Source organism: Roseibium sediminicola (assembly GCF_023156505.1).
Taxonomy (GTDB): domain Bacteria; phylum Pseudomonadota; class Alphaproteobacteria; order Rhizobiales; family Stappiaceae; genus Roseibium; species Roseibium sediminicola.
Genome location: NZ_JALNMJ010000012.1, coordinates 115,536 through 129,296, shown reverse-complemented (window position 1 = coordinate 129,296; position 13,761 = coordinate 115,536). Strand labels below are relative to the sequence as shown.

At 61.6% G+C, this 13,761-nt stretch carries 13 protein-coding genes and 1 pseudogene; 6 read left to right on the top strand and 8 right to left on the bottom strand.

Going from position 1 to position 13,761, the window contains the following annotated elements; genetic code table 11:
• Window positions 1-37: 37 nt before the first annotated feature.
• A complete protein-coding gene (locus M0H32_RS17415; protein WP_248156251.1) occupies window positions 38-505 on the top strand; it encodes an Lrp/AsnC family transcriptional regulator in 468 nt (155 codons plus the stop codon).
• Between the two features lie 157 nt (window positions 506-662).
• On the opposite strand, the gene M0H32_RS17410 is transcribed toward M0H32_RS17415, so the two are convergent.
• The 6 genes from M0H32_RS17410 to M0H32_RS17385 all read right to left on the bottom strand — a co-directional run bounded on the left by M0H32_RS17410 (window position 663) and on the right by M0H32_RS17385 (window position 7,367).
• Window positions 663-1,865 carry a methionine gamma-lyase gene (locus M0H32_RS17410; RefSeq protein ID WP_248156249.1) on the bottom strand — a complete coding sequence of 401 codons (1,203 nt, stop codon included), beginning with the start codon at window positions 1,863-1,865 and terminating at the stop codon, window positions 663-665.
• A 327-nt stretch (window positions 1,866-2,192) separates the two neighbouring features.
• Complete coding sequence (locus M0H32_RS17405) at window positions 2,193-3,098, bottom strand: ROK family protein (protein ID WP_248156247.1); 906 nt, start codon at window positions 3,096-3,098, stop codon at window positions 2,193-2,195.
• Window positions 3,099-3,110: 12 nt separating this feature from the next.
• On the bottom strand, window positions 3,111-4,220 hold the full coding sequence (locus M0H32_RS17400) for an ABC transporter ATP-binding protein (protein WP_248156245.1): 1,110 nt from the start codon (window positions 4,218-4,220) through the stop codon (window positions 3,111-3,113).
• A gap of 4 nt (window positions 4,221-4,224) precedes the next feature.
• Entirely contained in the window at window positions 4,225-5,106 is an 882-nt protein-coding gene (locus M0H32_RS17395) for a carbohydrate ABC transporter permease (protein WP_248156243.1), read from the bottom strand.
• Window positions 5,106-6,005, bottom strand: a complete 900-nt coding sequence (locus M0H32_RS17390) for a carbohydrate ABC transporter permease (RefSeq protein WP_248156241.1) — start codon at window positions 6,003-6,005, stop codon at window positions 5,106-5,108. The genes M0H32_RS17395 and M0H32_RS17390 overlap by 1 nt, the downstream gene beginning before the upstream one ends.
• 111 nt (window positions 6,006-6,116) lie before the next feature.
• Entirely contained in the window at window positions 6,117-7,367 is a 1,251-nt protein-coding gene (locus M0H32_RS17385) for an ABC transporter substrate-binding protein (protein ID WP_248156239.1), read from the bottom strand.
• Between the two features lie 250 nt (window positions 7,368-7,617).
• Here M0H32_RS17385 and M0H32_RS17380 point away from each other — a divergent pair, with 250 nt between their 5' ends.
• The gene (locus M0H32_RS17380; protein ID WP_248156236.1) at window positions 7,618-8,628 is read left to right on the top strand and encodes a LacI family DNA-binding transcriptional regulator; all 1,011 of its coding nucleotides are present in this window, start codon (window positions 7,618-7,620) and stop codon (window positions 8,626-8,628) included.
• 89 nt (window positions 8,629-8,717) lie between these two features.
• A complete protein-coding gene (locus M0H32_RS17375; protein WP_248156235.1) occupies window positions 8,718-9,176 on the top strand; it encodes an Lrp/AsnC family transcriptional regulator in 459 nt (152 codons plus the stop codon).
• Window positions 9,177-9,189: 13 nt separating this feature from the next.
• Here the strand turns inward: M0H32_RS17375 and M0H32_RS17370 are convergent, their stop codons facing one another.
• On the bottom strand, window positions 9,190-9,672 hold the full coding sequence (locus M0H32_RS17370) for a hypothetical protein (protein WP_248156234.1): 483 nt from the start codon (window positions 9,670-9,672) through the stop codon (window positions 9,190-9,192).
• A 136-nt stretch (window positions 9,673-9,808) separates the two neighbouring features.
• Here M0H32_RS17370 and M0H32_RS17365 point away from each other — a divergent pair, with 136 nt between their 5' ends.
• From M0H32_RS17365 to M0H32_RS17355, 3 genes and pseudogenes are all read left to right on the top strand, one after another.
• The gene (locus tag M0H32_RS17365; RefSeq protein WP_248156233.1) at window positions 9,809-10,315 is read left to right on the top strand and encodes an MmcB family DNA repair protein; all 507 of its coding nucleotides are present in this window, start codon (window positions 9,809-9,811) and stop codon (window positions 10,313-10,315) included.
• 265 nt (window positions 10,316-10,580) lie between these two features.
• Window positions 10,581-12,137 carry an FAD-binding domain-containing protein gene (locus M0H32_RS29650; RefSeq protein ID WP_248156232.1) on the top strand — a complete coding sequence of 519 codons (1,557 nt, stop codon included), beginning with the start codon at window positions 10,581-10,583 and terminating at the stop codon, window positions 12,135-12,137.
• Window positions 12,134-12,253: pseudogene (locus M0H32_RS17355) on the top strand (DUF2256 domain-containing protein); the annotation flags it as partial. The gene M0H32_RS29650 and the pseudogene M0H32_RS17355, both read left to right, overlap by 4 nt.
• Window positions 12,254-12,441: 188 nt before the next feature.
• Here the strand turns inward: M0H32_RS17355 and xylA are convergent.
• Window positions 12,442-13,761, bottom strand: coding sequence for a xylose isomerase (gene xylA, locus M0H32_RS17350; RefSeq protein WP_248156231.1), 1,320 nt, complete (start codon window positions 13,759-13,761; stop codon window positions 12,442-12,444).

The following is a 13,761-nucleotide window of genomic DNA, read 5'->3' as shown; positions in this document are numbered from 1 at the left end:
ATTTTGAAGAGATTCACCACAAAGGGGCTTTCTGTTAGTGACTTCCGATACGCTCGACACGTTCGACATCCAGATCCTGCGCGAACTTCGCAAAAACGGACGGGTATCCATGCAGGACCTGTCCGAGCGGATCGGTCTCAGCCCGACGCCGGTCGCCCGCCGCCTGCGGCACCTTGAGGATCGCGGCATCATCACCGGATATTGCGCGCTGATCGACGAGGTGAAGCTCGGCTACGAGGTTTCGGTGTTCGTCTCGGTCCAGCTCGACAAGCAGATCGACATCACGCTCGACCAGTTCGAGGCGGCGATCCAGGCCTTTCCCGAAGTGGTTGATTGCTGGCTGATGACCGGCAACCGCGACTATCTCCTGCGCGTGGCCACGACGGGGCTGGCGGCCTTCGAGACCTTCCTGACCGGCAAGCTCACCAAGGTGCCGGGTGTGGCCAATATCGAAAGTTCCATCCCGCTGCGCCGGGTCAAATCCGGTGTTGCCAGGACGCCCTGACCTGAGCTTTCCGTCCCCCACTGCGTCATCCTGAGGAGCGAGCCTGCTCGCGTCTCGAAGGATCGGCACCTTGTTGAAGAGTTTGTGGCCGCTCCTTCGAGACGGGCCTTCGGCCCTCCTCAGGATGACGTCATGGGATGGGGCGGCTCCTTTTGGATTAAGCCGCAGCGGCGACTTCCCCTGCCGGCAGGGCCTGCGCCAGGTCCGCGAGAATATCCTCGACCTCTTCCAGGCCTACCGAAAGGCGCACCAGACCGTCGCTGATGCCATGGGCGGCGCGTTCTTCCGGCGTGTAAGTGGAATGGGTCATGGAGGCCGGATGCTGGATCAGGGTCTCCGCGTCGCCGAGCGACACGGCCCGCTGGATCATCTGCAGCGCGTTCATCATGGAAATGCCGGCCTGCAGGCCGCCTTCCAGTTCGAAGGCGATCATGCCGCCCGGCTGGCTCATCTGCTTTTGCGCCAGGCCATGCTGCTCGAAGCTTTCAAGACCCGGGAAATAGACCTTGGAGACTGCGGGCTGCGCTTCCAGCCAGTCGGCGACCTTTTGAGCCGAGGCGCAGTGCCGGTCCATGCGCAGGGCAAGCGTCTTCAGGCCGCGCAGGATCAGGAGCGCGTTGAAGGGCGCCATCACTGCGCCGGTCATGTCCTTCATGCCGACCAGGCGGATTTCCTGGATCTGCTCGGCGCGGCCAGCAACCAGTCCGGCAACGACATCGCCGTGGCCGCCGAGATATTTGGTCGCCGAATGCAGAACGATGTCGGCGCCCATTTCGATCGGGCGGGTGAGATAGGGCGTTGCATAGGTGTTGTCGACAATCACAGTGGCGCCGGCTTCATGAGCGATCGATGCGACATGCTCGATGTCGACCAGACGCATGTTCGGATTGGCCGGGGTCTCGAAATAGACCACGCGGGTCTTGTCCGAGATCACGTCGCGCAGGTTTTCCGGATCGGTCATGTCCACATGGGTGATGGTGATGCCAAACTTGGTCAGGCCGTGGCGCATGAAGGCGAAGGTGCAGCCATAAAGCGTTTCGTCGACAATGATTTCATCGCCAGGGGCAACCAGGGTCCAGAGCGTCGCGGTGATCGCGCCCATGCCGGACGAAAGAGCGAGCCCCGCTTCCGCGCCTTCCAGATCGGCGATGCGCTGTTCCAGCAGATCCAGGGTCGGGTTTGAGATACGGCTGTAGATGTGGCCCGGGCGTTCGCCCGCGAACATTTCGCCGCCGGCTTCGGCGCTCTCGAACACGAAGGTCGAACTCAGATGCAGCGGCGGCGTCAGCGACGCGTCGTTGTCCATCGGCTCATAGGCGTGGTGGATGGCGCGGCTGGCAAAACCCTTGTAGGCACTCATGGCTGTCTCCCAAAAACGTAGCCAGAGCAATATGAATGAAGTTGATAGGCAGGAGATTTCAAACTCTGCCACGATCGGATATCAAATTGGCATATTCTGCCAATATCGACACATCCTTCGGCGTCATCCCGGCCAAGCGCAGCGCGAGCCGGGATCCACTCGCAAATCCGCTTGTCAAAGCGTGCGAAACGCCTTCGGAACGCGCCTCAATCTCGGCTCTCTGCGAACGAGTAGGCCCGGGTCTCACGGTGTTCGCCCGGGGTGACACCGGTGCATGCGGCTCGTTTTCAAGTGCGATTGGCCCGCTTTCCCTTGCCGAATACTGTGTCAGATCTCGTCCGGCTTCCACAGCCAGGCGGCGCCGCGCACGCCGGAGCTGTCGCCATGAACCGCCTTCAGGATCGGTGTGTCATAGGTGTCCGAAAAGATATAGGGCGCCATCGCTGCCGGCAGATCCTCATAGAGCTCGTCGACATTCGACATGCCGCCGCCCAGAACCAGGACGTCCGGATCCAGCAGGTTGGCGGAAAGGGCCAGCGCGCGACCGAGCCGGCTGACATAAGCCTGATAGAATTCGGTGGCCAGCGGATCGCCCTGCCGTTTCAACGCGATGATGTCCGGCCCCTTCAGACCGGTGCCCGTAGACTTCTGATAATCCGCCTGAAAACCGGTGCCTGAACACCAGTATTCGAGCGTGCCCCTGTGACCGATCCAGCAGTCCGGCCCCGGATATTCCTCTGCAGTCATCCAGGGCACGGTAATCGCACCCCATTCGCCGGCAATGCCATTGGCGCCGGAATGGGCCTTGCCGTTGATGGCAATGCCCGAGCCGCAGCCGGTGCCGATGATGATCGCATGGACAACCGCCTTGCCGGCGCCGGCGCCATCCGTTGCTTCGGAGACGGCAAAACAATTGGCATCGTTCTGGATTCGGACAGGCCGGCCGAGCAGGCTCTGGAGATCCCGGTCGAGAGGCTTGCCGTTCAACCATGTGGCGTTGGAATTCTTCACCAGTCCCGTTGCCGGCGACAGGGAGCCCGGAAGACCAACCCCGAGCGTGCCGGTCTTGCCGGTTGCCGCCTCCGCATCGGCGACCAGCGCGGCTACCGCTCTCAGGCAGCCGTCGTAATCGCCTTTCGGCGTAGCAACACGTTTGCGGAACCGCACCATGCCCTGTTCGGACAAGGCGATGATTTCCATCTTGGTGCCGCCCCAATCGATTCCCATTCGCATGAAATTGCCGTGCTACCTGATGCGGGCTTCCGTTTCCGGATCGAACAGCACCGCTTTTTCCATGTTGACCGCGAAGGTGTGGCTTGTCCCCGGCTGAACGGCGACATCGGCACGAAAGCGGCCGGTGATTTCCTTGCCGCCGAATTCCGTGACCACAAAGGTATCGGAACCGGCGGGTTCGGTCACTTCCACCTGCGCCTCGAGCTGGTGGATTGCCTTGGAGTTGCGGTCCGCCCCGTCCGGGTCGGTGATCGCCTCGGGACGAATGCCCAGGATAACCTTGCGGCCGGCATGTTTTACGATGGCCGGATCGGCAATGGGCAGCACTCCGGTACCGCCGTCTTTCAGCGTGAACTCGGCCTGGGCCGTGCCGCCCGCGTCAGCCAGGGTCGCCGGGAAAAGGTTCATCGACGGCGAGCCCATGAAGCCTGCCACGAACATGTTGGCCGGGTTGTCGTAGATTTCCTTGGGCGTGCCCAACTGCTGGACATAGCCGCCGAACATGACCGCGATCCGCGTCGACAGTGTCAAGGCCTCGATCTGGTCATGGGTGACATAGACGATGGTGGTGCCGAGCTTCTGGTGCAGTTTCTTGATTTCGGTGCGCATGTCGACGCGCAGCTTGGCGTCGAGGTTGGAGAGCGGCTCGTCAAACAGGAACACGTCCGGGTCGCGCACCAGGGCGCGGCCCATGGCCACGCGCTGACGCTGACCACCCGACAGCTGACCGGGCTTGCGCTTCAAAAGCTGTGTGATCTGCAGGAGTTCGGCGACTTCCTGAACCTTCTTGTCGCGCTCCGGCTTCGGCACGCCGTGCATTTCCAGGCCGAAGGCAATGTTCTGCGCGACATTCATGTTCGGATAGAGCGCGTAGGACTGGAACACCATGGCGATGTTGCGCTCCGCCGGCCGAACCTCGTTCATTCGCTGGCCGCGTATGGCGATCTCGCCCGAGCTGACGTCCTCCAGCCCCGCGATCATGTTGAGCAGCGTGGACTTGCCGCAGCCGGACGGGCCGACCAGAACCAGAAACTCGCCTTCTTCGACCGAGATGTCCGTTTCCTGCAGAACCTGGACCGCGCCATAGGACTTGGTCGCCTGTTTAATGTCGAGAAATCCCATCAATTTACCCTTTTACGGACCCGGCCATCAGACCGCGGACGAAGAAGCGTCCGGCGACGACGTAGACGAGGAGTGTCGGCAGCGCGGCCATGATCGCGCCGGCAAAGTGGACATTGTATTCCTTCACGCCGGTCGAGGACTGCACCAGGTTGTTGAGCGCGACCGTCATCGGCTGGCTGCTGAAGTCGGAGAAGGAGGCGCCGAACAAGAAGTCGTTCCAGATGTTGGTGAACTGCCAGATGATGCAGACCACCGCGATCGGACCGGACGACGGCAGCATGATGCGCTGAAAGATCCGGAAGAACCCTGCGCCGTCGATCATGGCGGCGCGCACCAGTTCGGTCGGAAACTGGGCGTAGTAATTGCGGAAATAGAGCGTCGAGAAGCCGATGCCGTAGACCAGGTGCACGAAGATCAGTCCGGGCACAGTACCCGCCAGGCCCATCAGGCCGAGCATGCGCGCCATGGGGATCAGCACCATCTGGAACGGAATGAAACAGCCGAACAGCATCAGCCCGAAAACGATGGTGTCGCCGCGGAAGCGCCACTTGGTCAGCACATAACCGTTCAGGGCGCCCAGCAGCGTCGAAATCGCCACAGCCGGCACGACCATGATGATGGAATTGAGGAAATAGGGTTTCAGGCCCGTTGCCTCGACGCCGATCTGGGCGGTCGACCAGGCGCTGCCCCAGGGCGCCAGCGTCCAGACCTCAGGCAGGGACAGCATGCCGCCGCCGCGGATTTCGTCGAGCGGTTTCAGCGAATTGACCACCATCACGTAGAGCGGCAGCAGGTAATAGAGGCAAAAGACGATCAGGACGGTGTAGATGATGAAGCGGGTGGCGGAGCCGGTGCGGACCGCGGTGTCGCTGGAAGCCTGGGCCATTATTTCTTCTCCCGCAGTTCCGACCAGAGATAGGGCACGATGATCGCGGCGATCGTCATCAGCATGATCACGGCGGAAGCCGCGCCGATGCCCATCTGGTTCCGGGTGAAGGTGTAGGAATACATGAAGGTCGCCGGCAGCTCCGTCGCCCGCCCCGGTCCGCCATTGGTCAGCGCGATGACGAGGTCGTAGGACTTGATCGCCATATGCGCCAGCACCACGAAGGCCGACATGAAGGCCGGGCGCAGCTGCGGAATGACGATGCGCCGGTAGAGCGCCCAGTTGGAGGCACCGTCGATCTGGGCGGCTTTGAGAACCTCATTGTCGATGCCGCGCAGGCCGGCGAGGAACATGGCCATGACAAAGCCGGATGTCTGCCACACCGCCGCGATGACGATGGTGTAGATCGCCATGTCGCGGTTCTTGATCCAGTCGAAGGTGAAACTTTCCCAACCCCAGCTGTGCACGACGGCTTCCAGGCCGATGCCCGGATCCAGGAACCATTTCCAGGCCGTGCCGGTGACGATGAAGCTGAGCGCCATCGGATAGAGATAGATTGTGCGGATGAAGCCTTCGGACCGGATCTTCTGGTCCAGAAGGATGGCCAGCGCCAGGCCGAGGGCGCAGCAAATGACGATATAAAGACCGCCGAAAATTATCAGGTTGTCGACCGCGATGCCCCAGGCGCGCAGCCGGAACAGCTTGTCGTAGTTTTCAAATCCCACCAATCCGTAGCTCGGTAGGATCCGGCTGTCGGTGAAGGACAGATAGAACGTGAAGAAGATGAAGCCGTAAACAAAGATCAGAACGATCGCCAGGCTCGGGCTCAGGACCAGTTTCGGCAGCGCGTCGCGCAACCAGTCGCCGGAACGTCTCCCCACAGACGCGGGCTGTGCCATTTCTTTCCTCTCCCGGATCGACCCGTCTCCCCGCGCGGACACGGGGGGCGGGTATCGTATTCTTGCCGGGAGGGAGCGCCCCCCTCCCGGTTGCCGTTTCAGTCTGGAGGATTATTGCGCGATTTCAACCGCGTTAACGAGTTCCTCGACAGCGGTTGCCGAGTCGTATTCGCCGTTGAAGTGAGCGGTGATGACGTCATACATCGCGTTCTTCACGGCTGCCGGGTTGGCGTGGCCATGGGCCATGGAGCCATAAAGGTTGCCGCTGCCGGCCGCCTTCGCCAGATCCGCCATGCCCTTCTTGCCGCAGGCGTCGAAGGCGTCGTTCGGAACGTCGGTCCGCGCAGGCACCGAGCCCTTGACCACGTTGAAGGCCGACTGGAACTTCGGCGACAGGATCGCGGTGGCAAGCGCCGCCTGTTCCTTGCCGACTTCCGGACCTTGCGCGAACATCGCGAACTGGTCGGCGTTGAAGGTCACCTGGTCCTGGGTGCCCGGGAAGCGGAAGCACAGGAAATCCTGATCCGGCGCCTTGCCGGCATTGAGGAATTCGCCCTTGGCCCAGTCGCCCATCATCTGGAAGGCGGCATCGCCGTTGATGACCATAGCGGTCGCCAAGTTCCAGTCGCGGCCGGAGAAGTTGTCATCCACATAGGAGCGGATCACCGACATGCGATCGAAGGATTCCTTCATGGTGTCGGAACCGAGGGCCTCGGGATCGAGATCGATGAACGCCTTCTTGTAGAATTCCGGGCCACCGGTCGACATCACGACCGCGTCGAAGATGGTGGCGTCCTGCCAAGCCTGGCCACCATGGGCGATCGCGGTCTTGCCGGAAGCTTTCACCTTTTCCAGGGCTGCGACGAATTCGTCCCAGGTCTGCGGCGGCGCAATGCCGAGCTCGTCGAGAACGGCCTTGTTGGCCCACACCCAGTTGGTGGAATGGACGTTCACCGGGGCGGCGACCCACTTGCCGTCATATTTGGAGAATTTCTGCAGGGCTTCGGGCACAACATCGTCCCAGCCTTCCATGCCGGCCAGGATGTTCAGGTCGGCGAGCGCGCCTTCCTGGGCCCAGTCGGTGATGTCGAAGCCGAGCATCTGCACGGCGGTCGGCGGGTTGCCGGAGGTGACGCGCGCGCGCAGCACGGTCATGGCCTGGGTACCGCCGCCACCGGCGACCGGCATGTCCTGCCAGCCGATGTCCTGGCTTTCCAGGTCTTCCTTCAGAACGTTGAGGGCAGCAGCCTCACCGCCGGACGTCCACCAGTGCAGGACTTCAACGTCTTCCGCCGTCGCAACATTCGCCGTAGCGGCCAGGATGCCTGCGGTCACCAGCAGGCTCAATTTCAAATTCTTCATCACTTTCCTCCCAAAGCAAAGCATTTCGTATTGCTTGTTCGCAATCGACCCAAATTTATAACGTTATAAATCGACCCTCTGTCAAGCTGTCTTCTCATCCAAATTTTATAGAAACAATCTAAAGAAACGACTCCCCTCTTGATTTTCTGGGCAATTATAACGTTATAATTTTTCTCACCGAGACGTCACGGGGCCTGTTTTGCGCTAAACCCCGTGGCGGATGGTGGCCAAGGAGGGGGAGTTCGGGTCCGTGGCGTATAAGAAACCCACGCTGAAAACCGTGGCGGAAAAGACAGGACTGGCGGTGACAACCGTCTCGAGAGCCCTGCTGGATTCTCCGCAGATCGCCCTGGAGACCCGCAAACGTGTGGCGGCTGCCGCCAAAGAACTCGGCTATGTCCCGGACCGGGCTGCCCAACGCCTGCGCACCGGCAAAACCCGGGTTATCAGCCTGATCCTCGAACCTCACAATGAGATCCCCGATTTCGGCCGCTCGATGATCGCCGGGCTGAGCTATGCGCTGAAAGGCACCGGATTTCACCTGACCATCACGCCGGAGTTCCAGGGCGAGCCGCCGATCGACCCGGTCCGCTACATCCTGAAGAACCATCTCGCTGACGGCCTTATCTTCTCCCGGACCGAATTGTTCGACGAGCGGGTCAAGATCCTTCAGGAAGCCGGCTTTCCCTTCGTGACCCACGGGCGCACGGAATTCACCAGCCCGCATGCCTTTGTCGACTATGACAACGACGCCTTCGCCTATCAGGCGGCCCGCCAGCTTATCGAACTCGGCTGCGTGCAGCTCGGCATCGTTCTGCCGCCCGGCAAATTCACCTTCTGCCAGTATCTGAAATACGGTTTCATGCGCGCCGTACGCGAAAGCGGCCTGCCCTTCGACATTCCGGATGATGTCTCGCTGGACAGCCCGGCCGAAGCCATCCAGGCCAGCTATCGGGCCCGCTTTGCCGGTTTTCCGCGCCCCTTCGGCGTGGTCTGCGCCGGCGAAACCTCCGCGCTCGCCATTTCGTCAACCCTGATCGAAGAGGGCCTTGAGCCGGGCCGGGACTTTCACCTCGTGGCCAAACGGACGTCAAATCTGCTGAATCTCTACCGCCCGGCTTTCAACAGCATTTATGAGGACATTTTCGAGGCCGGCGAGCTGATGGGACAGAGCATCCTGAAACTCGTCAACGGAGCGCCCGTCACCGACCACCAGATCCTGATGCAGCCGACAGCGGACAAGGCCAATCGCGCCGCGTGAGCAATCTTTTCTGAAATTGAGCCCCTATGGCTATCAAGTTCTGTCACTGGTATTTCTGTTGACAGCATCATCTGCCAATCGGAACGACCATGGACAGGAAAGACCGCCAGATCATCCGCGCGCTGCAACGCGACGGGCGCATGACCAACCAGGACCTGGCCGAGGCGGTCAACCTGTCGCCCTCGCCCTGCCTGCGCAGGCTGCGCAATCTCGAGGCCTCCGGCGCGATCAAGGGGTTTTCGGTCGATGTCGATCCGTCCGCCTATGGCCTGCCGATCACCGTTTTCGTGCGCATTCGCCTGGAAAGGCACAATGAGGAAGACGTGCGCCGGTTCGAGCGCCAGGTCCAGACCATCGAGGAAATCCTGGAATGCCACGTCCTCACCGGCGCCATGGATTACCAGCTGCGCGTGGTGGTGTCCGATCTCGACGCCTATGAGAGTTTCATCCGCACGCGCATCCACCCGATCGGCGGCATTGCCTCGATCGACACCAGCTTTGTCTATGGCACCGTCAAGAAGACGGCGGTGTTTCCGGAGCTGGACTAGGGTCAGGACGCCCCTAATCGTTGCGTGCGGATTGCAGGATCGGCTCGATCTTTTCGCAGAAGCGGAAATGGACGGGAGGCTTTTCGCCTTCCTGAACCATCAGGCCCTTGGTGCCGCGCGGACTGACGGTGACCAGCTCGATCGCCTCGCCACCATCGGTCAACAGGCAGCTGATCGCCGCGCGCTGGGTGCTCTTGCCGGCCTTCTCCGCGCCATAGACCTGGCAGATCCGGCCAGGCATCTCCAGAAGGCCGCGATAGATAGCCAGCGTCGAGCCGGGATCGCTCCGGTCGATCCGCGGTGCCGGACACTGGTCCAGATCGCGCACCCAGATGCCTTGCGCGAAATCCGCAAACCTCAAATCGAGCATCCTGCCCTGCAGCAGCGGCGCGGACTTGGGCACCTCGAACATCAGGTCGCCCTTGCCTGCCAGGGCCGCTCCGCTGGCCGTGGCGAGCAGTCCCGCCGCCAGCGCAATTCCTTTGAACCCGTTCAATCGTACCCCCTTGCCGATTGACATGACCAAGCGCGGATTATGCAATCAGAGCCGACGACAAGCAAATCGGCAATTCGGTTCAACTTTTACGATAGGTCGGCTTGCATTTTTCGAACAAAAGTGGAACAAAAAGGAAATGAATAACGATAGTCACAGCGCCGGGCGGATCCAGCTGGACGATCCACTGAAGGATGGCCGCCAGTCGGAGACCGCGCTCAAGGTCTGGCGCGGCACGGCAAGGCTGCTGCGGCAATTCGATTTTGCCTGTCTGCCGGAAGTGACGCTCGCCTCGGCCCGGCGCGCGGATCTTCTGGCTCTCGGCCCCAAACACGAGCTCTGGATTGTCGAGGTGAAATCCTCGGTGGCCGATTTCCGGGCCGACAGCAAATGGCCGGACTACCGCCAGCATTGCGACCGGCTCTATTTCGCCACCCATCCGGACGTGCCGCTGGAGATCTTCCCTGAAGAGGCCGGCCTGATCGTCTCCGACGGCTTTGGCGCCGAAATCCTGCGCAGCGCCCCAGAACACAAGCTCCCGGCGGCCACCCGCAAGGCCGTCACCCTGCGTTTTGCCCGACACGCCGCCCACCGGCTGCACAATCTCGCGGACCCGGACGGTACCCAGCTGTTCGACCGGTTCTGAGGCACCCTGTTTCCTTCCACATTTGTCATCCCGGGCACAGCGAAGCAAAGACCAGGGACCCAGGACTGCGTGTGACTGGCGAGGGAATTCCCAAGCTCTTCAAGAGGTTCCCGGGTCCACTCTTTCGCGGGGATGACAACCGAGGGAGCCAAGCCTCGTCCATATTCTCAATCCCCCTCCGTATCCGCACAACACCTGCAAAGGCAATCCAAAGCCGCCCCGAGACGTAGACTGGACCGTCGCCCTTAACACGGAAAGGAGCCCGGTGCAGGATCCCGTTCACATCGTCTGGTTCAAGAAGGATTTGCGTGTCCAGGATCACGCGCCGCTGAAACGCGCGACGCTGCGCGGCCCGGTTCTGCCGCTTTATGTGGTCGAACCGGAGCTGTGGCGGCAGCCGGACATGGCTGGCAGACAGTTTGATTTTCTCACCGAGTGCCTGGCGTCCTTGCAACAGGACCTGGCGGAACGCGGCCAGCCCCTGATCGTCAGGACCGGCCGGGTCACGGATATCCTTGCTGATATAGCCGACCGTTTTGCCATTGGCGGGCTGTGGTCGCATGAAGAAACCGGCAACGAATGGACCTTTCAGCGCGACCTCGCCGTCGCTGCCTGGTGCCGCGAAAGGGGCATTGCCTGGACCGAATGCCGTCAGACCGGTGTGATCCGCCGCCTGAAAAGCCGCGACGGCTGGGCCGGGCGATGGGACAGCTTCATGGCGGAGCCATTTATCGATCCACCGCGATTGGCCCCCTTGGGCGGCCTGGAAACTGACCCCATTCCCGCTGCGAAAGATCTCGCTCTTGCCCCTGATCCCTGCCCCGGCCGGCAGAGCGGCGGCCGGCAAGACGCCATGGACACGCTTGAGAGTTTCCTGTTCCGGCGCGGCAAGCCCTACCGTACCGCCATGTCGACACCCGTCCGGGCCTTCGATGCCTGCTCGCGGCTGTCGCCGCATCTGGCCTTCGGCACCCTGTCCCTGCGCGAAGTCGCCCATTCCACCTGGGCGCGCCAGCGCGAGCTGAAAGAGCAGGACTTTCCGGGCCGAACCACCTGGCAGGGTGCCCTGCGGTCCTTTTCCGGTCGGCTGCACTGGCACTGCCATTTCATGCAGAAACTGGAGGACGAACCCCGGCTGGAATTTGAGAACCTGCACCGGGCCTATGACGGTCTTCGGCCGAAAGAACCGGACAGGGCGCGCCTCGACGCGTGGCGGAAGGGGGAAACCGGCCTGCCCTTTGTCGACGCTTCCATGCGCGCGCTTAGGGCCACCGGCTGGATGAATTTCCGCATGCGTTCCATGCTGATGGCGGTGGCGAGTTATCATCTCTGGCTGGACTGGCGTGCGCCTGGGCTTCACCTTGCCCGAATGTTCACGGATTATGAGCCGGGAATCCACTGGCCCCAGGTGCAGATGCAGTCCGGCACCACGGGCATCAACACCATCCGGATCTACAACCCGGTCAAGCAGGGCCTCGACCAAGATCCAAGTGGTGACTTCGTGCGCCGCTGGGTGCCGGAACTGAAGGACATCGACAGCACCCATCTGCACGAACCGTGGAAAGCCGACAATGCCGGAAAGGTGCTCGGCAAAGCCTATCCGTTTCCGATTGTCGACCACCTGAGCGCGGCGAAGGAGGCGCGGGAAAAGGTCTGGGCGGTGCGCAAGGGGCAGGCCTTTCGCGGCACGGCCGCCGGTATTCAATCGAAACATGGCAGCCGGAAAAGCGGCATTCCGATGCGCGGACAGGAGAAACGCCGGCGGCGAAGCGGCAAGCCGGCCGATCCAAACCAGGCTGACCTCTTCGGAGGTCCATCATGAAAATGCGCAAGAAAGGCGATCTGCCGCGAAAGACCTGTGCGGGCTGTGCGCGGCCTTTCACATGGCGCAGGAAATGGGCGCGGGATTGGGAGCGTGTCCGGTTCTGTTCGGAGCGGTGCAGGCGGCAGCGCGACGGGGTTAAAGTCGCAGCAACCTTAGAGCCTTGCCTACACCTCTCCTTGTCATCCCGGCCGCAGCGCAGCGAAGAGCCGGGACCCAGGACTCCGTGTGGCTGGCGATGGAAAGAAGCGCTGAAGGCCGCGGCAACCCGCGGCCTTCCTGATTGGTCGGACCGAATTCGGGGTCAAACAAACAGGTTGACCAGGCTTTCCAGGTATTCCTGTTTGCCGGATTTCGGCTGCGGCTCCAGATTGGTGCCGTGGACGCGGTCGGCCAGCGCCTCCAGCGAGGAGCCTCCCTTGAGAATGTCGGCGTTTTCCGGTTTCTGCCAGCCGGCATAGCGGTCGTCGACGAAGCCCTTCAGCCGGCCGTCCTCGATCATCGCGGCGGCGGCCTTGAGGCCCCGGGCCAGGGCATCGGCGGAACCGACATGGGCCTGGATCAGGTCGACCGGATCGATCGACTGGCGGCGCAGCTTGGCGTCGAAATTGGTGCCGCCGGTGGTGAAGCCGCCATCCATCAGGATCTCGTAATAGGCGAGCGCCAGTTCCGGCACGTTCATGCCGAAATGGTCGGTGTCCCAGCCGCATTGGTAGTCGTTGCGGTTCATGTCGACAGAGCCGAGAATGCCAAAGGAGCGGGCCATGTGCAGCTCATGCTCGAACGAATGGCCGGCCAGGATGGCATGGCCCTGCTCGATGTTCATCTTGACCTCGTTCTCAAGACCATAGGCCTTCAGGAAGCCGTAGACCGTGCCGACATCGTAGTCGTATTGGTGCTTGGAGGGCTCCTGCGGCTTCGGTTCGATCAGGATCGTGCCGGTAAAGCCGATCTTGTGCTTGTATTCGACCACCATGTTGAGGAAGCGGCCGAGCTGGTCGAGTTCCTGCCGGATGTTCGTGTTGAGCAGGGTCTCGTAGCCTTCGCGGCCGCCCCACAGAACGTAGTTCTCGCCCTTGAGACGCGCGGTGACGTCCATGGCGTTTTTCACCTGGGCGGCGGCATAGGCAAAGACATCCGGATCCGGATTGGTGGCCGCTCCCGACATGAAGCGCCGGTTGGAGAACATGTTGGCCGTGCCCCAGAGCAGTTTCACACCGGTGTCGGCCATCTTTTTATCGAAGATGTCCGCAATGGCATTCACATTGGCGTTGCTCTCCGCCAGTGTCTTGCCTTCCGGCGCGATGTCGCGGTCGTGGAAGGTGAAGAAGGGCAGACCGAGGATCTGGAACATCTCGAAGGCGACGTCGGCCTTCAGCTTGGCCTGATCCATCGGATTGCCGCCCGCGGCCATCCAGGAGCGCATAAAGGTTTCGCCGCCGAACGGATCGGAGCCCGGCCAGCAGAAATTGTGCCAGTAGCAGACCGCCATGCGCAGGTGATCTTCCATGCGCTTGCCGAAAACCACCTCATCCTTGTTGTAATGACGATAGGTCAGCGGATCCTTGCTTTCCGGTCCGGCGAATTGGATCGGCTGCAGATCGCCGAAAAACCCAGTGCTCAT